The organism is Mesorhizobium sp. M1169, assembly GCF_040318345.1.
Taxonomy (GTDB): Bacteria; Pseudomonadota; Alphaproteobacteria; order Rhizobiales; family Rhizobiaceae; genus Mesorhizobium.
This window is the reverse complement of sequence record NZ_JAMYME010000001.1, coordinates 67,313-86,746: the sequence shown is the minus strand read 5'-3', so window position 1 is coordinate 86,746 and position 19,434 is coordinate 67,313. Positions and strand designations below refer to the sequence as shown.

General features: G+C 62.6%; 17 protein-coding genes. 16 read left to right on the top strand and 1 reads right to left on the bottom strand.

The features are described 5' to 3' along the window. The first annotated feature begins 14 nt into the window (after positions 1–14). From NKH41_RS00385 to trmB, 7 genes are all read left to right on the top strand, one after another. Positions 15–1,064 carry a PhoH family protein gene (locus NKH41_RS00385; RefSeq protein WP_352541253.1) on the top strand — a complete coding sequence of 350 codons (1,050 nt, stop codon included), beginning with the start codon at positions 15–17 and terminating at the stop codon, positions 1,062–1,064. A gap of 17 nt (positions 1,065–1,081) precedes the next feature. Next, a complete protein-coding gene (ybeY, locus tag NKH41_RS00380; protein WP_352541254.1) occupies positions 1,082–1,579 on the top strand; it encodes an rRNA maturation RNase YbeY in 498 nt (165 codons plus the stop codon). 28 nt (positions 1,580–1,607) lie between these two features. Beyond that, positions 1,608–2,681: a hemolysin family protein gene (locus NKH41_RS00375; RefSeq protein ID WP_352613880.1), complete on the top strand. Its 1,074-nt coding sequence runs from the start codon at positions 1,608–1,610 to the stop codon at positions 2,679–2,681. A 377-nt stretch (positions 2,682–3,058) separates the two neighbouring features. After that, positions 3,059–4,645: an apolipoprotein N-acyltransferase gene (gene lnt / locus NKH41_RS00370; RefSeq protein ID WP_352470063.1), complete on the top strand. Its 1,587-nt coding sequence runs from the start codon at positions 3,059–3,061 to the stop codon at positions 4,643–4,645. 137 nt (positions 4,646–4,782) lie between these two features. Next, positions 4,783–5,202, top strand: coding sequence for a helix-turn-helix domain-containing protein (locus tag NKH41_RS00365; RefSeq protein ID WP_023676895.1), 420 nt, complete (start codon positions 4,783–4,785; stop codon positions 5,200–5,202). Between the two features lie 330 nt (positions 5,203–5,532). Beyond that, positions 5,533–6,822 carry a methionine adenosyltransferase gene (gene metK / locus NKH41_RS00360; protein WP_023676896.1) on the top strand — a complete coding sequence of 430 codons (1,290 nt, stop codon included), beginning with the start codon at positions 5,533–5,535 and terminating at the stop codon, positions 6,820–6,822. Between the two features lie 11 nt (positions 6,823–6,833). Beyond that, positions 6,834–7,535 carry a tRNA (guanine(46)-N(7))-methyltransferase TrmB gene (trmB, locus tag NKH41_RS00355; RefSeq protein ID WP_352770766.1) on the top strand — a complete coding sequence of 234 codons (702 nt, stop codon included), beginning with the start codon at positions 6,834–6,836 and terminating at the stop codon, positions 7,533–7,535. Between the two features lie 60 nt (positions 7,536–7,595). On the opposite strand, the gene NKH41_RS00350 is transcribed toward trmB, so the two are convergent. Next, a complete protein-coding gene (locus tag NKH41_RS00350) occupies positions 7,596–7,775 on the bottom strand; it encodes a hypothetical protein (protein WP_352770768.1) in 180 nt (59 codons plus the stop codon). Positions 7,776–8,056: 281 nt separating this feature from the next. Between NKH41_RS00350 and rimP the strand changes: the two genes are divergently transcribed. The 9 genes from rimP (at position 8,057) to pnp (ending at position 19,346) form a co-directional block, all read left to right on the top strand. Then, positions 8,057–8,689 (top strand): ribosome maturation factor RimP, encoded by a 633-nt coding sequence (gene rimP, locus NKH41_RS00345; RefSeq protein WP_352770770.1) that lies wholly within the window; start codon positions 8,057–8,059, stop codon positions 8,687–8,689. Between the two features lie 47 nt (positions 8,690–8,736). Then, on the top strand, positions 8,737–10,332 hold the full coding sequence (nusA, locus tag NKH41_RS00340) for a transcription termination factor NusA (protein ID WP_023676901.1): 1,596 nt from the start codon (positions 8,737–8,739) through the stop codon (positions 10,330–10,332). Positions 10,333–10,370: 38 nt separating this feature from the next. Beyond that, entirely contained in the window at positions 10,371–11,021 is a 651-nt protein-coding gene (locus NKH41_RS00335) for an RNA-binding protein (protein WP_352541262.1), read from the top strand. Further along, positions 11,018–13,585 carry a translation initiation factor IF-2 gene (gene infB / locus NKH41_RS00330; protein ID WP_352589066.1) on the top strand — a complete coding sequence of 856 codons (2,568 nt, stop codon included), beginning with the start codon at positions 11,018–11,020 and terminating at the stop codon, positions 13,583–13,585. Before NKH41_RS00335 ends, infB begins: the two co-directional genes overlap by 4 nt. Before the next feature lie 123 nt (positions 13,586–13,708). Further along, positions 13,709–14,134, top strand: a complete 426-nt coding sequence (gene rbfA / locus NKH41_RS00325) for a 30S ribosome-binding factor RbfA (RefSeq protein WP_352770772.1) — start codon at positions 13,709–13,711, stop codon at positions 14,132–14,134. Then, positions 14,134–15,087 carry a tRNA pseudouridine(55) synthase TruB gene (gene truB, locus NKH41_RS00320; protein WP_352770775.1) on the top strand — a complete coding sequence of 318 codons (954 nt, stop codon included), beginning with the start codon at positions 14,134–14,136 and terminating at the stop codon, positions 15,085–15,087. Before rbfA ends, truB begins: the two co-directional genes overlap by 1 nt. A gap of 146 nt (positions 15,088–15,233) precedes the next feature. Further along, positions 15,234–16,328, top strand: coding sequence for a magnesium/cobalt transporter CorA (corA, locus tag NKH41_RS00315; RefSeq protein ID WP_352770778.1), 1,095 nt, complete (start codon positions 15,234–15,236; stop codon positions 16,326–16,328). 140 nt (positions 16,329–16,468) lie between these two features. Further along, positions 16,469–16,780: a 30S ribosomal protein S15 gene (gene rpsO, locus NKH41_RS00310; protein WP_280940423.1), complete on the top strand. Its 312-nt coding sequence runs from the start codon at positions 16,469–16,471 to the stop codon at positions 16,778–16,780. Positions 16,781–17,198: 418 nt separating this feature from the next. Further along, a complete protein-coding gene (pnp, locus tag NKH41_RS00305; RefSeq protein WP_292654001.1) occupies positions 17,199–19,346 on the top strand; it encodes a polyribonucleotide nucleotidyltransferase in 2,148 nt (715 codons plus the stop codon). Positions 19,347–19,434 lie beyond the last annotated feature (88 nt).

Here is a 19,434-nt window from a genome sequence, read left to right as displayed (position 1 = left end):
ATGAGGAGAGACGGTTGAGCGCTGCTGAAGTCAAGAACCTGCCCCAGAATCTACCCTCCGGGGCCTCGGATATCGCGCACATCGTACTGACTTTCGACAATAACAAGCTTGCCAGCGCCCTTTACGGCCAGTTCGACGAGAATCTGGCCAGGCTCGAGCAGAAGCTCGGCGTCGATATCCGCTCGCGTGGCAACCAATTGACCATCAAGGGCTCTTCCTCGGCCGCCGAGCAGGCGCGCCGCGCCTTGGACAATCTTTACGGCATTCTGCAGAAAGGCACCGATATCGGCCAGTCCGATGTCGACGGCGCCGTGCGCATGGCGATCGCCACCGACGACCAGCTGACGCTGCCGACGCTGGAGCGCAAGGGCAAGGTGTCCGCCGCCCAGATATCGACGCGCAAGAAGACCATCTATGCCCGCTCGCTCAACCAGGACGCCTATATGCGCGCGCTGGAGCGGTCGGAACTCGTCTTCGGCATCGGCCCGGCCGGCACCGGAAAGACCTATCTGGCGGTGGCGCATGCGGCAATGCTGCTCGAACGTGGCATGGTCGAACGGATCGTGCTGTCGCGCCCCGCGGTCGAGGCCGGTGAACGGCTTGGCTTTCTGCCGGGTGACATGAAGGAGAAGGTCGATCCCTATCTGCGGCCGCTCTATGACGCGCTCTACGACATGATGCCGGCCGACAAGGTCGAGCGGGCGATTGCTGCTGAGGTCATCGAGATCGCGCCGCTGGCATTCATGCGCGGCCGTACGCTGGCGCACGCTGCCGTCATCCTCGACGAGGCGCAGAACACCACGCCGATGCAGATGAAGATGTTCCTGACCCGGCTCGGCGAGAACTCGCGCATGATCGTCACCGGCGATCCGACCCAGATCGATCTGCCGCCAAACACCAAATCCGGCCTGGTCGAGGCGCTGAGAATCCTCGACGGCGTCACCGGCATGGTGACCGTACGCTTCAATGAAGGCGACGTCGTCAGGCATCCGCTGGTCGCCGAGATCGTCAAGGCCTACGACCGTGACGGCAAGCTGGCCAGGGGTTTGGGTGTCGAAAGCTGATACGATTATGCGGCCGCATGGCTGAGGAGCAAAAGGCGGGGGGACCGCTTCCCGTCGAAATCGATATCGCGATCGAGGCGGGCGACTGGCCCGACGAGGCGGTGCTGATGCGGCTGGTCGACCACGCCGTCTCGGCCGCCTTTGCCGAAACCGGTGCCGACGGCCGTTCCGAGCTCAGCATCGTCTTTTCCGACGATGCCCGTATCCGCACGCTCAATGCCGGCTGGCGCGGCAAGGACAAGCCGACCAACGTCCTGTCTTTTCCAGCTTTTCCGTTTGCCAGGGGAGGGCCTCTGCCGCCGATGCTCGGCGACATCGTGCTGGCCGCCGAGACTGTCGCGCGCGAGGCGGCACTGGAAGACAAGCCCATCGAGGACCATATCTCCCATCTCGTCATCCATGGCCTGCTGCATTTGCTGGGCTATGATCACGAAACGGATGCCGAAGCGGAACTGATGGAAGCGACAGAGCGCGCAGCACTTGCGAGGCTTGCCATTCCCGATCCCTACACGTAATTACAAAAGACCAATTGACCGGACGATGATGAACGACAAACCAGAGACTGCCGCCCGCTCCGACGCCGGCAGTGTGATCAAGCCTTCCGAAACGACGGAAGAGGGCTCGAGTCCGAGTACCACGACCGGCAGCTTCGCCAGCGAGGCATCGCCTGCCGGTCCTTCCCTGTTCGATCGCGTGCTCGGGCTTTTCAGGCACCGCAACGGCACCAGCCTGCGCGAGGAGATTGCCGGTGCGCTTGCCGAAACGGCGAGCGATGCAGAATCCTTCTCGCCCGGCGAACGCGCCATGCTCAACAACATCCTGCGCCTGCGCGAAGTGCGGGTCGAGGACGTCATGGTGCCGCGCGCCGACATCGAGGCGGTCGAGATCACCACGAAGCTCGGCGACCTTCTGGGGTTGTTCGAGCAGTCCGGCCATTCCCGCATGCCGGTCTATTCGGAGACGCTCGACGATCCGCGCGGCATGGTCCATATCCGCGACGTGCTGGCGCATATCACCAAGGTCGCCCGCGTCAGAAAGGGCAGGACGACCAGGAAAACTCCGGTCGCGACGGTTCTCGATCTCGCCCAGGTCGATCTGGCGCGCACCATCGGCGATCTCAGCCTGATCCGACCGGTGCTGTTCGTGCCGCCGTCGATGCTCGCCTCCGACCTGATGGGGCGAATGCAGACGACGCGCACCCAGATGGCGCTGGTCATCGACGAATATGGCGGCACTGACGGTCTCGTCTCGCTCGAGGATATCGTCGAGATGGTGGTCGGCGACATCGAGGACGAGCATGACGAGGACGAGCCGATGATTACCCAGGCCGGCGAAGGCGTCTTCATCGTCGACGGCAAGGCCGAGATCGACGACGTCGCCAAGATGATCGGCGAGGATTTCGCCGCCGGCGAGCACGGCGAATATGTCGACACGATCGGCGGCATGATCTTCAACACGCTTGGCCGGGTGCCGGCGCGCGGCGAAGTGGTGCAGGCCATACCCGGCTTCGAGTTCCATGTGCTCGACGCCGATCCGCGCCGCGTCAAGCGCGTGCGCATCGTCGAGACCCTGAAGGGCGAGCGCCGCCGCCGCGCCGTCCGCACCGAGCAGGCTTAGACGCTGCGTTTCGGCAAGCGGTGGAAACCGTTTAGCGTCTTAGCTGGCCGTTAGAGCCAACCCTGGACCATGGCTTGCAGCGAATGCGGTCCAAAGATCCGACACCGAAAGGGTTCCTTTCCAAGGCCGAGCCAGCGCGAACAGCAGGACTGCACTTGGGACGGAAACCATGAGCATGGCCAGAACGCTATTGAGCAGCGAATGTCGCTTCAAGTGAATTGTGCTCCCGTGACGACCAGCATCATCGCATCGCTGGGCAAGGTCTGCCAAGGTCGAGGCCGAAGTTAATGCTCGGCAGCCCCAGTTGGGCGCCATTTGGAGCCAAGGCCGCGGCCTGATAAATCTTGCTTCCTGATTCGCACGACTCGGAAGCATAGATGGAGCGCCAGGCCGGCCGGATAATTCTGCTTTGGGGCTGGCGGCGCGCGTTGGTGGCGTTTCTTGCCGGCGCGCTGGCGGTTCTTGCCCAGGCGCCGTACGATTTCTTCGCCGTCTGTTTCGTTTCGTTTCCCCTGCTGGTGTGGCTCCTCGACGGCGCGACCGGCGAAGCCTCGGACGGTTTTCTGCGGCGCTTGCGTCCGGCTTTCGCCATCGGCTGGTGGTTCGGTTTCGGCTACTTTCTTGCCGGTCTCTGGTGGGTCGGCTCGGCGCTTCTGGTCGAGGCCGACAGCTTTGCCTGGGCCTTGCCGTTCGCGGTGGTCGGCATCCCCCTCGCGCTCGCCTTCTTCTATGGTTTCGCCGCCGTGGTCGCCCGGCTGTTGTGGAGCAACGACATCGGACGCATCGCCGCGCTCGCCTTCGGCTTTGCGCTGGCGGAATGGCTGCGCGGCTTCCTGTTCACCGGCTTTCCGTGGAATGCCGTCGGCTATGCGGCGATGCCGGTACCTTTGCTGATGCAGAGCGTCTCGGTGACCGGCATGGTCGGCATGGACGCGCTTGCGGTCTTCGTCTTTGCGCTGCCGGCGCTGCTTGCGGCGCGCCGGCATCTCCGCCTCGGCGCGGCATTGCTTGTCGTGCTCGTCGCCGCCCATGCCGGCTTCGGCTATATCCGGCTCGCCGCCCCCGAAAAGCCGGCCGCCCGCAGCCTTGACGTCCGTATCGTGCAGCCTGCCGTCGACCTTACGGAAAAATGGGATACCTCGGTGCGTGACCGCATCTTCGCCACCATGATGGGGCTTTCGGCCAAGGCGCCGGAACCCGGCCATGACAGGCCGCAATTGATCCTGTGGCCGGAGACCTCCGTGCCGTTTCTGTTCACCGAACGTCCGGATGCCCTGCCTGCGATCGGAGAGATGCTCGGCGATGGCCAGATGCTGGTCGCCGGCGTCGTTCGCGAAGAAGGCGGCTCGGCGGCCGGCAGCCGTTACTACAACTCTGTGGTGGCGATCGACGAAAAAGGCGAAATCGTCGATGCCGTCGACAAGGTCCACCTGGTACCCTTCGGCGAATACCTGCCTTTTGCCGATCTGCTCGGCCGCTTCGGGCTTGAGCAGCTTGTTGCCGGTCCAATGACCTTCGCGGCGGGCAATGAGCGGCATCCGATCGCGCTGCCCGGCGGTATCCGGGCGCTGCCGTTTATTTGCTATGAGGTCATCTTTCCCGATCTGGTCGCAGTTGACGCAACGTCAGCCGAGCTTATTGTGAACGTCACCAATGACGCCTGGTTCGGCGACACGCCGGGGCCGTACCAGCACTTCAGGCAGGCGCAGATCCGGGCGGTGGAGAATGGGGTGCCCCTGTTGCGCGCGGCTAATAACGGCATTTCGGCCGTTGTCGACCCGCGCGGTCGCATCGTCGACGCGCTGGCAATCGATGCACGCGGCGCGATCGATGTGCGTGTGCCGATCTCCGACCAAGCCATCGTTTCATCCGGCCAACGACGCATTAACGGAATGCTGATCATGTTTTTGCTTGCCGTTGCGGCATGCATTTTGAACGTAAGGCAAAGGCTACGGGCGAATTGACAGCCGACACATTAGAAACTCATACTGTAAGCGCCTGAAAATTTTCGAAGTCGATAAGGTCGTTCTGTTGGGGCACGGGCCGCGGCGTCGTTTGGGCAGCAAAATAGAAAAAGCCGGAAAAATTCGGCGAGGAAAAAATGACAGAAGAAAACAAGAAAAAGCCGAATCCGATCGACATCCACGTCGGAAGCCGCATCCGGCTTCGCCGCAATATGCTGGGAATGAGCCAGGAAAAACTGGGTGAAAACCTCGGCATAACGTTCCAGCAGATCCAAAAGTACGAAAAGGGCACCAATCGCGTCGGCGCCAGCCGTTTGCAGGCAATCGCCTCCATACTCGGCGTCCCCGTCGCCTTCTTTTTCGAGGATGCGCCCGGTCAGGAGCCCGTGGGCAACCGTGGATTTGCCGAGGATGCTTCGATGACCTCCGCCGTCGAATTCTGCGGCAGCCCGGAAGGCCTCCAGCTGAATCGCGCCTTCGTCAAGATCGCCGATGTGAAAGTGCGCCGCAAGATCATCGAGTTGGTGAAGTCGCTTTCCACCGACGAAGTCGATTGACTGGCCCGTGAAGAGTTCAACAAGAAAGGGCTCGTCGTAGCTGGGCATGCAATTTCTCGCGGCTGCGCGCATTGAGGGATGTTCATTCCGCAGATGCGCTAAAGCGCAGATCGATTTCGCTCGACTCGCTTCCTGGAAGCCGTTTTCCTCAGTCTGTTGGTGCAAGGGCTGATCGCAGTGCGCCCTGCCGCCGTCTCGGGATGCAAAGATAATAACGTCAAAATTCATGCCAGAACGGCTGCATGGCTTGACGAGCGACGCCCGGCACCGTTAACAACTGGCGCGCCAAAATCGGCGGCCTGCCGATATTTTTTTCAAGAGGGGACACCCGTGACGCGGCACAATTACTTCTTCACCTCGGAATCCGTTGCCGAGGGCCATCCCGACAAGGTCTGCGACCGCATCTCCGACGAGATTGTCGATCTCGTCTATCGCGAAGCCAGAAAGACCGGCATGGACCCGTGGAAGGTCCGCGTTGCCTGCGAGACGCTTGCGACGACCAATCGCGTTGTCATCGCCGGCGAGGTGCGCGTCCCCGAGACGCTGCTCAAGAAGGACAAGGAGGGCAACGTCCTGAAGGATGCGGCCGGCCATCCGATCGTCAACCCGGCCAAGTTCAAGTCGGTCGCTCGCAAGGCGATCCGCGAAATCGGCTACGAGCAGGCCGGCTTCCACTGGAAGACAGCCAAGATCGAGGTCCTGCTGCACGGCCAGTCGCCGGATATCGGCCAAGGCGTCGACAACGCCTCCGACCGGCAAGGCGAGGAGGGAGCCGGCGACCAGGGCATCATGTTTGGCTATGCCTGCCGCGAAACCCCGGACCTGATGCCGGCGCCGATCTATTACAGCCACAAGATCCTCGAATTGCTGGCGGCTGCGCGCCATGAAGGCAGCGGTGATGCCGGCAGGCTCGGGCCGGATGCCAAGAGCCAGGTCACCGTCCGCTATGTCGACGGCAAAGCGGCGGAAGTGACGCAGATCGTGCTGTCGACCCAGCATCTCGATGAGACGTGGGATTCGAAGAAGGTGCGCAACGTCGTCGAGCCCTATATTCGCGAAGCACTGGGCGACCTGAAGATTGCCGACAATTGCAACTGGTACATCAATCCGACCGGCAAGTTCGTCATCGGCGGGCCTGATGGCGACGCCGGCCTGACCGGCCGCAAGATCATCGTCGACACTTATGGCGGGGCTGCGCCTCATGGCGGCGGCGCTTTTTCTGGCAAGGACACCACCAAGGTCGACCGCTCGGCGGCCTATGCCGCGCGTTATCTCGCCAAGAACGTGGTTGCCGCAAAGCTCGCCGATCGCTGCACCATCCAGCTTTCCTATGCGATCGGTGTCGCCCAGCCGCTGTCGATCTACGTCGACCTGCACGGCACCGGCAAGGTCGACGAGGCAAAACTCGAGCGTGCACTGCGCGCCGTGATGGACCTGTCGCCGTCCGGCATCCGCCGCCACCTCGATCTCAACAAGCCGATCTATGCCAAGACGTCGTCCTACGGCCATTTTGGCCGCAAGGCCGGCCGCGACGGATCCTTCTCCTGGGAGAAGACCGATCTCGCCAAGGCGCTCAAGGACGCTCTCGCCGAACCGGTCGCCGAAGCAGTCGCCGCCTAACCGCGGCGCCTATGGATCCGAAGGACCGGCCAAGCCGTGCGACCGAGGCCTTTTTCGGTCGCCGGCGCGGCAAGACCATTCGACCACAACAGGCAGCGGCGCTGGAGAGCGGCTTCGCCGCCTACAAGCTCGATCTGACGGTTGAACCGCCGGCCGACTTGCGCAGCCTTTTCGAAGCCGAAGTTTCGGCTGTCCAGCTCGAAATCGGTTTTGGCGGCGGCGAACATCTTCTGCACCGTGCTACGGCCAGCCAGACGACCGGCTTTATCGGCGTCGAGCCTTTCGTCAACGGCATGGCCAAGATGATGATGGCGGTCCGGGAGCGGCCGCTTGCCAATCTGCGCGTCTATGACGACGACGCCACACGTCTGCTGGACTGGCTGCCGCAGGCTTCGCTTGACGGCATTGACCTTCTCTATCCGGATCCGTGGCCGAAGAAGAAGCACTGGAAGCGGCGCTTCGTCAGCCCGGTCAATCTCGACCGCTTCGCGCGCGTCCTGAAGCACGGCGGAAAGTTCCACTTTGCGTCCGATATCGACAGCTATGTGAACTGGACGCTCCTGCATTGCCGGGCGCACGACGCCTTCACGTGGCAGGCAAGCGAAGCAGCCGACTGGCACCGGCCCTATGATGGCTGGCCGGGGACGCGCTATGAGGCCAAGGCCATTCGCGAAGGCCGACGGCCCGCCTATCTCACCTTCGTGCGGAAATAAGCGGGAAATTAGAGCTGAGCACAAGGCGAGCCGGCCGAAGGCTCTCGGCGCTCACTTGGCTCAGAAGCGACGGATCTTGTCGAAGGCTGCCGGCTCCATGCCGAGATTGCGCAGATCATGCGCACGCGGCTTGCGACCGCTTTCCACAGCCCGCGACGCGGCTACGGCGCTGCCGAACACGCTGCTGCCGAACACGCTAAAGACATCGCCTATGGCTGAAAAAAATCCACGATTGTTCATGATGGTACCCTTTCGAGCGCAGTGAGCGCTCCAATTGTGCAATGCAACATAGGTAGTCGTGCGTGGCCGGTGCTCAAAGGGGGATCACTGCATGGGCGCCATGCATTTGGCGCAGCGCTGCGGACTCGGAGCCTTGCCGTCATGCAGGACGGGCTTGAAATGAGGACCATGATCGTCTATATCAGCTTCAAATTCTTGGTCGGTATGACGAAGAGTGGGTCCACCCGGTCCCGCTCTTTTTTATTACCTGCCGACCAACAGAAATCGAGTGACAGGACCGAATGACAGTGACGGCAAGCGAAGGCGACGACCGCATCATCCGCGAAAGCGGCATCGATGCGCGCATCGCGCTGATCGTTCAGCCGGTACTGTGCGCCATTGGCTTCCGCTTGGTACGTGTGCACCTGTCGGGCCAGAACGGGCTGACGCTGCAGATCATGGCCGAGCGCGAGGACGGCACGATGACGGTCGAGGATTGTGAAGAGGTCAGCCGGGCGGTGTCGCCGGCGCTCGATGTCGATGATCCGATCGAGAAGGCTTATCATCTCGAAGTGTCGTCGCCGGGCATCGACCGGCCGCTGGTCCGCAAATCGGACTTTGCAGCCTGGACCGGCCATCTGGTGAAGATGGAAACGTCGGTTCTCGTCGCCGACCGTAAGCGCTTCAAGGGCAAGATCGCCGAAAGCGACGCGGACGGTGTGCTGATCGAGCGTGACAAGGCCGCTTACGGCGAGGAGCCGACGGTACGTGTTCCCTACGATGCGATTGCCGAAGCGCGGCTGATTCTGACCGACGACCTTATCCGCGATGCGCTGTCGAAGGACAATCGGGCGCGCAAGGAAGCCAGGAAACGCCGCGGCGAACCCGAAGACGCACCAGAGGGTGCGGAAGACGAAACCGAACAGGAAATGTGATTGGGCTGCCGGCCGTAAAGGTCGGCAACAAGCTCGGGAGAAAGAAGATGGTTGTAAGCGCCAACAGGCTTGAACTGCTGCAGATCGCCGATGCGGTCGCGCGTGAAAAGTCGATCGACAAGTCGATCGTCATCGCCGCCATGGCCGACGCGATCCAGAAGGCCGCGCGCTCGCGCTACGGCCAGGAAACCAATATCCGCGCCGACATCAATGCCAACACCGGCGAGATGAAGCTGCAGCGGCTGATGGAAGTGGTCGAGAAGGTCGATGACTACGCGACGCAGATTGCCATTTCCTCGGCGCGCGAGCGCAATCCGGACGCCCAGCTCGGCGATTTCATTGCCGAACAGCTACCGCCGATGGATTTTGGCCGCATCGCCGCCCAGTCCGCCAAGCAGGTCATCGTGCAGAAGGTGCGCGAGGCCGAGCGCGACCGGCAATATGATGAATACAAGGACCGTATCGGCGAGATCGTCAACGGTACCGTCAAGCGCGTCGAATACGGCAACGTCATCGTCGATCTCGGCCGCGGCGAAGCGATCATCCGCCGCGACGAGCTGATTCCGCGCGAAAACTACAAGTATGGCGATCGCGTCCGTGCCTATGTCTATGACGTGCGCCGCGAACAGCGCGGCCCGCAGATATTCCTGTCGCGCACCCATCCGCAGTTCATGGCGAAGCTGTTCACCATGGAAGTGCCGGAAATCTACGACGGCATCATCGAGATCAAGTCGGTCGCCCGCGATCCGGGTTCGCGCGCCAAGATCGCTGTCATCTCGCGCGACAGCTCCATCGATCCGGTCGGTGCCTGCGTCGGTATGCGCGGCAGCCGCGTCCAGGCGGTCGTCGGTGAATTGCAGGGCGAGAAGATCGACATCATTCCGTGGTCGCCTTCGGCGGCGTCCTTCATTGTCAATGCATTGCAGCCGGCGGAAGTCGCCAAGGTCGTGCTCGACGAGGATGCCGAGCGCATCGAGGTCGTCGTTCCCGACGATCAGCTGTCGCTGGCCATCGGCCGCCGCGGCCAGAACGTCCGTCTTGCCTCGCAGCTCACCGGCTGGGATATCGACATCCTGACCGAGCAGGAAGAGAGCGAACGCCGCCAGAAGGAATTCGTCGAACGGTCGTCGCTGTTCATGGAAGCCCTAGACGTCGACGAGATGGTCGGCCAGGTGCTCGCTTCCGAAGGCTTCACCAGCGTCGAGGAGGTCGCGTATGTCGACTCCGGCGAAATCGCGTCGATCGACGGCTTCGACGAGGACACGGCTTCGGAAATCCAGACCCGCGCCCGCGAATATCTGGAGAAGATCGAAGCCGAGCATGACGAGAAGCGCAAGGCGCTCGGCGTCAAGGACGAGCTGCGCGAGATTCCCGGCATCACCACCGCCATGATGGTGACGCTCGGCGAGGACGGCGTGAAGACGATCGAGGATTTCGCCGGCTACGCCGCCGACGACCTGACCGGTTGGAAGGAACGCAAGGACGGCGAGACGAAGGTATTCCCGGGTGTGCTCGCCAACCACGGCGTATCACGCGCCGATGCCGAGCAGATGGTCCTGGCCGCTCGCCTGAAGGCTGGCTGGATCACCGAAGACGAGCTTGCCGCCGAGGGCGTGCCGGCTGACGAAACCGTCGGTGCGTGAGGTGAAACCGCATCGCACCGAACCCGCCCTTGGACGAGATGAACGATCGCACCTGCATCGTCACCCGCAGGCAAGCCGAACCGGATGAACTGATCCGTTTCGTCGTCGGCCCGGGTTCGGCCGTCGTTCCGGACATCAAGAGAAACCTGCCCGGCCGCGGTTGCTGGGTGACGGCCGACCGCCTACATATAGAAAAGGCAGCGGCCAAAAATCTGTTTGCCCGTGCTTTTAAGGCGCAGGTGAGCGTGCCGGCCGATCTTGGCGGCATGGTCGACGCGCTGCTTTCCAGGTCCGCTCTGGGCATGCTTGGCCTGGCCCGCAAGGCGGGCGCCATAGCGCTCGGAGCGACCAAGGTCGAGAGCGCCGTGCGCGGCGGACTTGCACTTTTCGTGCTCCACGCGACCGAGGCTTCCGACGATGGCGTCCGCAAGATAAGCCAGGCGCGACGGGCAACCGTCCACCTTGGCGGGCCTGCGATCCGCGCTTACAAACTTTTCTCCGAGGCCGAGTTGAGCTTGGCATTGGGGGGTACAAATGTGATACATGCTGCCGTTCTCGCGGGAGACGCGGGCAGGGCGGTCCAGAAGCGCATGGTTGCGCTCGACCGATATCGGGGCGGTTCCCCGGACGATCTGGCAATGCTTGCGGCCGTTGCTGACGAAGATGATGCCGCAGAGGATATGGAATGAGCGATACGAAATCGGGCGACGACAAGACGCTGAGTGTTACGCCGAAGAAGACCTTGACGCTGAAGCGCCCCGGTATGGAACAGGGCACGGTGCGCCAGAACTTCTCGCACGGCCGCACCAAGTCGGTGGTCGTCGAGACCAAGAAGCGCAAGTTCTCGCTGCCCGGCGACAAGCCGGAGCCGGCGGCAGCGCCTGTGTCCGTCTTCACGCCGAAGCCGGTCGCGGCAGCGCCTGCCGTGCAGGAAGCTCCCAAGGCGCCTCCCCCTCCGCCGCCGGTCGAACGCGGCGGCATGGTGCTGAACGAGTTGTCGCGCCAGGAAATGGAAGCACGCCGCCGGGCTCTCGAGGGCTCGAAGGTCCGCGATGTCGAGGATCGCCAGCGCGCCATCGAGGAAGCCAAGCGCCGCAGCGAGGACGAAGAGCGCCGCCGCCGCGAGCGCGAGGAATCGGCTCGCCGTCAGGCCGAGGAAGAGGCACGGCTGCAAGCCGAGGCCGAATCCCGCCGCCGTGCCGAGGAAGAGGCGCGCCGCCGTGCGCCGCTCGCCGCCGAACTGGCAACAGTCGATGACGAGGAAGAGGTCAAACCGAAGCGGACCGGTGCCGGCGCACCAGTGCGCCGTCTGGTCACGCCGGAAGTGGCGCGTCCGGCCAAACCGACCAAGGGCGAGGAAGACCGCCGCCGCGGCAAGCTGACGCTGAATTCGGCGCTTTCCGACGAGGATGCGCGCGCCCGCTCGCTCTCGTCGATGCGCCGCCGTCAGGAGAAATTCAAGCGCGCGTTGCATAACGAGCCACGCGAGAAAGTCATGCGTGAAGTGATCCTGCCCGAAACCATCACCATCCAGGAGCTGGCGCAGCGCATGTCCGAGCGCGCTGTCGACGTGGTCAAGTTCTTCATGAAGCAGGGCCAGATCCTGAAGCCTGGTGACGTCATCGACGCCGACACGGCCGAACTCGTCGCCACCGAATTTGGCCACACGGTCCGCCGCGTCGCCGAGTCCGACATCGAAGAGGGCTTGTTCAACATCGCCGATCGTCCCGAGGACCTGCAGCCGCGTCCGCCGGTGGTAACGATCATGGGCCATGTCGATCACGGCAAGACCTCGTTGCTCGATGCCATCCGCAATGCCAACGTCGTCTCCGGCGAGGCCGGCGGCATTACCCAGCATATCGGCGCCTATCAGGTCGAGAAGAACGGTCACAAGGTTACCTTCATCGACACGCCCGGCCACGCCGCCTTCACGGCGATGCGTGCCCGCGGTGCCCAGGCGACCGATATCGCCATCCTCGTGGTGGCAGCCGACGACAGCGTCATGCCGCAGACGATCGAATCGATCAATCACGCCAAGGCGGCCGGCGTTCCGATCATTGTGGCGATCAACAAGATCGACAAGCATGACGCCGACCCGCAGAAGGTGCGTTCGGAACTGCTGCGCCACGAGGTGTTCGTCGAATCGATGGGCGGCGAGGTGCTGGATGTCGAGGTGTCGGCGACCAAGGGCATCAATCTCGACAAGTTGCTCGAAGCGATCCTGCTGCAGGCCGAAATCCTCGACCTGAAGGCCAATCCGGACCGCACCGCCGAAGGCGTGGTCATCGAAGCCCAGCTCGACAAGGGCCGCGGCCCAGTCGCTACCGTGCTGGTGCAGACCGGCACGTTGATGCCGGGCGACATTCTCGTCGCCGGCAACGAATGGGGCCGGGTACGCGCGCTCGTCAATGATCGCGGCGAGCAGGTCAAAGAAGCGCCGCCGGCAATGCCGGTGGAGGTGCTCGGCCTGCAAGGCACGCCGCAGGCCGGCGACCGCTTCGCCGTTGTCAACAACGAAGCCCGCGCCCGCGAGATCACCGAATATCGCCAGCGCCTGGCGCGTGAGAAGGCGGTGGCCAGGCATGCCGGCCAGCGCGGCTCGCTTGAACAGATGATGTCGCAGTTGCAGACAAGCGGATTGAAGGAATTCCCGCTGGTCATCAAGGGCGACGTGCAGGGCTCGATCGAGGCGATCAACGCCGCGCTCGACAATCTCGGCACCGACGAGGTGCGCGCCCGCATCGTCCATGCCGGGGCCGGCGGGATCACCGAAAGCGACGTGTCGCTGGCGGAAACTTCCGGGGCTGCGATCATCGGCTTCAACGTTCGCGCCAATGCGCAGGCCCGCGCGGCCGCGGCTGCGGCAGGCATCGAGATCCGCTACTATTCGATCATCTACAATCTGGTCGATGATGTGAAAGCGGCGCTCTCCGGCCTGCTCTCGCCGGAGCGTCGTGAGACCTTCATCGGCAATGCCGAGATCCTCGAGATCTTCGACATCACCAAGGTCGGCAAGATCGCCGGCTGCCGTGTCACCGAAGGCAAGGTCGAGCGTGGTGCAGGCGTCCGCCTGATCCGCGACAACGTCGTCATCCACGAAGGCACGCTGAAGACCCTGAAGCGCTTCAAGGACGAGGTTTCGGAAGTTCCGGGCGGCCAGGAATGCGGCATGGCCTTCCAGAACTACGAGGACATGCGCGTCGGTGACGTCATCGAGTGCTTCCGCGTCGAGATGGTGACCAGGACGCTCTGAGCTCGAACGTTCGAGTTCGGGCATCCATCGAGACCGGGCGGTGGTCGAAAGACCGCCGCCCAAACCATATGAGACATGTGGTGCGGTCCTATCCCGCGCCCCACGATTTCAGGATAGAGAAAAATGCCCCGTTCAATCACATCAGGCCCATCCCAGCGCATGCTGCGTGTCGGCGAGCAGGTGCGCCATGCGCTGTCCGAGACCTTGCAGCGCGGCGAGATCCTCGATCCGCTGATCGAGAATGCCGTGGTGTCGGTCTCGGAAGTGCGCATGTCGCCCGATCTCAAGATCGCCACCGCCTTCGTTTCGCCGCTCGGCGCCAAGGATGCCGGGGCGGTGATCGAGGCGCTCAATAAGCATGCGAAGTTCGTGCGCGGCCGCGTCTCCGGCGCGCTGCGCCAGATGAAGTACATGCCGGAATTCCGCTTCCGGCTCGACACCAGCTACGACAATTTCCAGAAGATAAACGAGTTGCTGCACTCGCCCGAAGTGGCGCGCGATCTCAGCGCCGACGACAAAGACAAAGACGACCGGAAGGACAGCGAATAGTGGCGCGTCGCGGCAAGAAGAAGGGCCGGCCGATCTCGGGCTGGCTGGTACTGGACAAGCCGGTCGGCATGGGCTCGACTGAAGCCGTCTCCAAGATCAAATGGCTGTTCCAGGCGGAAAAGGCCGGCCATGCCGGCACGCTCGACCCGCTGGCGTCCGGCATGCTGCCGATCGCGCTCGGCGAAGCGACCAAGACCGTGCCATACGTCCAGGACGGCGCCAAGGTCTACCGCTTCACGGTTGCCTGGGGCGAGGAGCGTTCGACCGACGACCTCGAAGGCCCGGCGACCAAAAGCTCGGACCGCCGTCCGGCGGAAGCCGACGTACGGGCGCTGCTTTCGAAATATACCGGCGTCATCATGCAGACGCCGCCGCAATTTTCGGCGATCAAGATCGCCGGCGAGCGCGCCTACGACCTTGCCCGCGATGGCGAGACGATCGACATTCCGCCACGCGAGGTAGAGATCGGCCGGCTCGACCTGGTCGAGCACATGGCCGATCGCACCATCTTCGAGGTCGAATGCGGCAAGGGCACCTATGTCCGCTCGCTGGCGCGCGACATGGGCCGCGACCTTGGCTGCTTCGGTCACATCGCCGAGCTGCGGCGGGTCGAGGTCGAGCCGTTCACGCAGGAAGATTTCGTTACCCTGGCCGAGCTGGAAGCCGCCCGCTTCGGCGAGCAGGGCGAGCCGCAAGCAGCAGACGCGCCGATCGACTTCGGTGCCATCGATGCACTTCTGGTCGACACCGCCGCCGCGCTCGAATGCCTGCCGCAGGTCGCGATCAGCGATGATGCGGCAACCAAAATCCGCCTCGGCAATCCGGTCATCATTCGCGGCCGTGACGCGCCGGTAGAAGCGGAGGAGGCCTGCGCCACCGCGCGCGGCAAGCTGGTCGCCATCGGCGCCATCGAGCAAGGCATGTTCAAGCCAAAGCGGGTCTTTGTCGGGTAACAGCTGTCGCCCGGCGCATGATCTTCAAACCGGATTCTATTTTGGGAAAGGATCATGCGCTAAATCAACAGGCCTACGGCGTCGTTTGCCGTCCGAAAGGATGCGCTGCGCTGTAGTGCCGTTCGACGCTGCACTCGAGGGGGCACATGGCAAAGGCTGACACGGTCAACAAACGAGCGGCGCTCAAAACACGGAGGCCGCCGGTCGGGGCCTCGCCCGGCACGCTGATCGCCGACCCGGCGGCACGCCGTTCCGAGCTCAGGCTGACATTGATCTCGCCCGAAAAGTTCAAGACCATCGACAATGCCAGCATCGACGACGTCAACACCAATTGCCACAATTGGCCGGTTATCTGGCTCGATTGCACAGGCCTCGCCAACATCCAGCTGATCGAGGAGATCGGCCGGATCTTCAACCTGCATCCGTTGGCGCTGGAAGATGTCGTCAACACCGGCCAGCGGCCGAAGGTGGATTTCTTCGAGGACCATGCCTTTGTCGTCGTCAGGATGATCGACGATGTCACCGCGCATCGCTACGAACAGATCGCCGTCTTCTTCGGCAGGAACTTCGTCGTCACCTTCCAGGAGCGCGAAGGCGACCCGTTCGATCCCGTGCGCAAGCGGATCGCAAGCTCGGTGCCCAACCGCTTGCGCTCGCGCGGCGCCGACTATCTCGCCTATGCTTTGATCGACGCCATCGTCGACAGCTATTTCCCGCCGATCGAGGCTGCCGGCGAATTGGTCGACAGCATTGAGGACCAAATGCTGAACCAGGCGCACAAGCATCAGATGCGGCAGCTTCACGAATTGCGGCGCGATGCCAATGTGCTGAAGGGCGTGCTTTGGCCGATGCGCGACGCGCTGGCGACCATGATCCGCAATGACGTCTCTTATGTGAAGGCCGAAACCAAGATATTTCTGAACGACACGCTCGATCATTCGCTGCGATTGATCGAACTGGTCGAAACCCAGCGCGACATGCTGACCGGCCTGATCGAGATGCACTTGTCGCTCAGCCAGGCGCGCACCAACGACGTCATCAGCTATCTGACGATCGTCTCGGTGATCTTCATGCCGCTTACCTTTCTCGTCGGCGTATGGGGCATGAATTTCGACCCCGACACCTCGCCCTGGAACATGCCGGAGCTGAAGGCCTATTACGGCTATCCGCTGTCGCTCGCCTTCATGGCGCTTGTCGCGGTCGGGCTCTTTGCGTACTTCAAATGGAAGAAATGGCTCTGACTAGGCGGAAGTGCCCGTTTATGCAGCAAAAAGCCGGCTTGTGAATTAGGCTGGCCTTTTTGTCGGAATTGCACTATATGCGCCGCAGCTTCGCGCGTTGACGCGTTGCTTGCACTGGCCCCTGCTGGACGACATCCCGGCTGAGGGCGTCCCGTTTCCTCAAACAGACAAGGAAAAACACGATGTCGATTACTGCCGAACGCAAGAAGGAATTGATGGGCGAATTCGCAACCGCCAAGGGCGATACCGGGTCTCCGGAAGTCCAGGTGGCCATCCTTTCCGAGCGCATCAAGAACCTGACCGATCATTTCAAGGACCACAAGAAGGATAACCATTCCCGCCGTGGTCTGCTCGCTCTCGTTTCCCAGCGCCGCAGCCTGCTTGATTATCTCAAGCGCAAGGACGACGCGCGCTATCAGACGCTGATCGAGAAGCTCGGTCTGCGCCGTTGACGAATTGACCGGCGGGTTCTTTCGAGAGCCCGCCGGTCGCGCATTGGAGCATCGGGTCATCCAAGGCTCCATGAAGGAAGTAGGAAGGAAGTAGAGCGCCGCGCATCGGTTTGGATGCGCAAAGGACGCTCTGAAGTTTAGATTTGCGCAGGATATTTTCCGAAAACCTGGTTTTCGGGTTCACGCGCAAGGCCACTCGGATCGATTGGCCAACCCGGTTTCGAAACAGCAGAGGGCCGCTCGAAACCGCCCATGGACGGTCATGGGGCAGGATTGCAGGACGCTCGTGCGGCACCGCGCCGAATAAGCCGAGCCTCCCGTTGTCTTGCCCGTGGCTGCCCGAGAAAGGAAGCCAAGGGAAAGGGGCATCCGCGCACGCTGAAACGGCGCGGCCCTTTCCGCATACGAAGGACAAGACATGTTCAATTACCACAAAGTGGAAATCGAATGGGGCGGCCGCCCGCTCATTCTCGAAACCGGCAAGATCGCGCGTCAGGCTGATGGCGCGGTGCTGGCCACCTACGGCGAAACCAAGGTTCTCGCCACCGTCGTCTCGATGAAAGAGCCGAAACCCGGCCTCGATTTCTTCCCGCTGACGGTCAACTACCAGGAGAAGACTTACGCCGCCGGCAAGATCCCGGGTGGCTATTTCAAGCGTGAAGGCCGTCCGAGCGAGAAGGAAACGCTGGTTTCCCGCCTGATCGACCGCCCGATCCGCCCGCTCTTCGCCGAAGGCTACAAGAACGACACCCAGATCGTCGTCACCGTCGTCCAGCACGATCTCGAAAATGACCCGGACATCCTGTCGATCGTCGCCACCTCCGCCGCCCTGACCTTGTCCGGCGTGCCGTTCATGGGTCCGGTTGGCGGCGCCCGCGTCGGCTACATCAACGGCGAATACGTGCTCAACCCGCATGTCGACGAGATGCAGGAATCGAAGCTCGACCTAGTCGTCGCCGGCACCGCCGACGCCGTGCTGATGGTCGAGTCCGAAGCCAAGGAACTCGGCGAGGACCTTATGCTCGGCGCCGTCATGTTCGGCCACAGGGGCTTCCAGCCGGTGATCGACGCGATCATCAAGCTGGCTGAAGTCGCGGCCAAGGACCCGCGCGACTTCACCGCGCCGGACTATTCCGCACTTGAAGCCGAGATGCTCAAGATCGTCGAAGGCGAGCTTCGCGACGCCTACAAGATCACCGACAAGCAGAAGCGCTATGCCGCCGTCGACGCCGTCAAGGCGAAGGTCAAGGCCGCGTTCGCGCCGGCAGAAGGCGAAGAGGCCAAATACACGTCCGAACAGATCGGCACCGTGTTCAAGGAGCTCCAGGCCAAGGTCGTGCGCTGGAACATCCTCGACACCGGCTCGCGCATCGACGGCCGCGACCTGAAGACGGTCCGCAAGATCGTCTCGGAAGTCGGCGTCCTGCCGCGCACGCACGGCTCGGCGCTGTTCACTCGCGGCGAGACCCAGGCACTGGTTGTCGCCACGCTCGGCACCGGCGAGGACGAGCAGTATGTCGATTCGTTGACCGGCATGTACAAGGAGAAGTTCCTCCTGCACTACAACTTCCCTCCCTATTCGGTCGGTGAAACCGGCCGCATGGGTTCGCCGGGCCGCCGCGAAATCGGCCATGGCAAGCTCGCCTGGCGCGCCATCCGGCCGATGCTTCCGACCGCCGACCAGTTCCCCTATACGTTGCGCGTCGTTTCGGAGATCACCGAGTCCAACGGCTCGTCGTCAATGGCTACCGTCTGCGGCACCTCGCTGGCTCTGATGGATGCCGGCGTGCCGCTTGCCAAGCCGGTCGCCGGCATTGCGATGGGCCTGATCAAGGAAGGCGAGCGCTTCGCCGTGCTCTCCGACATCCTTGGCGACGAGGACCACCTCGGCGACATGGACTTCAAGGTTGCCGGCACCGCCTACGGCATCACCTCGCTGCAGATGGACATCAAGATCGAGGGCATCACCGAGGAGATCATGAAGATCGCCCTCGACCAGGCCAAGGATGGCCGTCAGCACATTCTCGGCGAAATGGCCCACGCGCTGTCCGGCGCACGTGCCGAGCTCGGCGAGTTCGCGCCGCGCATCGAGGTCATGCACATCCCGACCGACAAGATCCGCGACGTGATCGGCTCGGGCGGCAAGGTCATCCGCGAGATCGTCGAAAAGACCGGCGCCAAGATCAACATCGAGGACGACGGCACCGTCAAGATCGCCTCGGCCAATGCCAAGGAGATCGAGGCGGCGAAGAAGTGGATACACACCATCGTCGCCGAGCCGGAAGTCGGTGAAATCTACGAAGGCACGGTCGTCAAGACCGCCGACTTCGGCGCTTTCGTCAATTTCTTCGGTCCGCGTGACGGCCTCGTCCACATCTCGCAACTCGCCAATGATCGTGTCGCCAAGACCTCCGATGTGGTCAAGGAAGGCGACAAGGTCTGGGTCAAGCTGATGGGCTTCGATGAGCGCGGCAAGGTCCGCCTGTCGATGAAGGTCGTCGACCAGGCCACCGGCAAGGAAATCGTGCGCGACAAGAAGAGCGAAGGCGAAGAAAACGCCGCCTAAGCTGATCTAACTATGCAATCGAAGCGGGCGCGCCGGAAGGTCGCGCCCGTTTACGTTTCAACAACAGCCTTGCAGTTCAAGAGTGGTG

Coding starts and splice junctions, on each gene's coding strand:
- ybeY (WP_352541254.1), top strand. CDS start 1,082: ATGGCTGAGGAGCAAAAGGCGGGGGGACCGCTTCCCGTCGAAATCGAT.
- NKH41_RS00375 (WP_352613880.1), top strand. CDS start 1,608: ATGAACGACAAACCAGAGACTGCCGCCCGCTCCGACGCCGGCAGTGTG.
- lnt (WP_352470063.1), top strand. CDS start 3,059: ATGGAGCGCCAGGCCGGCCGGATAATTCTGCTTTGGGGCTGGCGGCGC.
- NKH41_RS00365 (WP_023676895.1), top strand. CDS start 4,783: ATGACAGAAGAAAACAAGAAAAAGCCGAATCCGATCGACATCCACGTC.
- trmB (WP_352770766.1), top strand. CDS start 6,834: ATGGATCCGAAGGACCGGCCAAGCCGTGCGACCGAGGCCTTTTTCGGT.
- NKH41_RS00350 (WP_352770768.1), bottom strand. CDS start 7,775: ATGAACAATCGTGGATTTTTTTCAGCCATAGGCGATGTCTTTAGCGTG.
- rimP (WP_352770770.1), top strand. CDS start 8,057: ATGACAGTGACGGCAAGCGAAGGCGACGACCGCATCATCCGCGAAAGC.
- nusA (WP_023676901.1), top strand. CDS start 8,737: ATGGTTGTAAGCGCCAACAGGCTTGAACTGCTGCAGATCGCCGATGCG.
- NKH41_RS00335 (WP_352541262.1), top strand. CDS start 10,371: ATGAACGATCGCACCTGCATCGTCACCCGCAGGCAAGCCGAACCGGAT.
- infB (WP_352589066.1), top strand. CDS start 11,018: ATGAGCGATACGAAATCGGGCGACGACAAGACGCTGAGTGTTACGCCG.
- rbfA (WP_352770772.1), top strand. CDS start 13,709: ATGCCCCGTTCAATCACATCAGGCCCATCCCAGCGCATGCTGCGTGTC.
- corA (WP_352770778.1), top strand. CDS start 15,234: ATGGCAAAGGCTGACACGGTCAACAAACGAGCGGCGCTCAAAACACGG.
- pnp (WP_292654001.1), top strand. CDS start 17,199: ATGTTCAATTACCACAAAGTGGAAATCGAATGGGGCGGCCGCCCGCTC.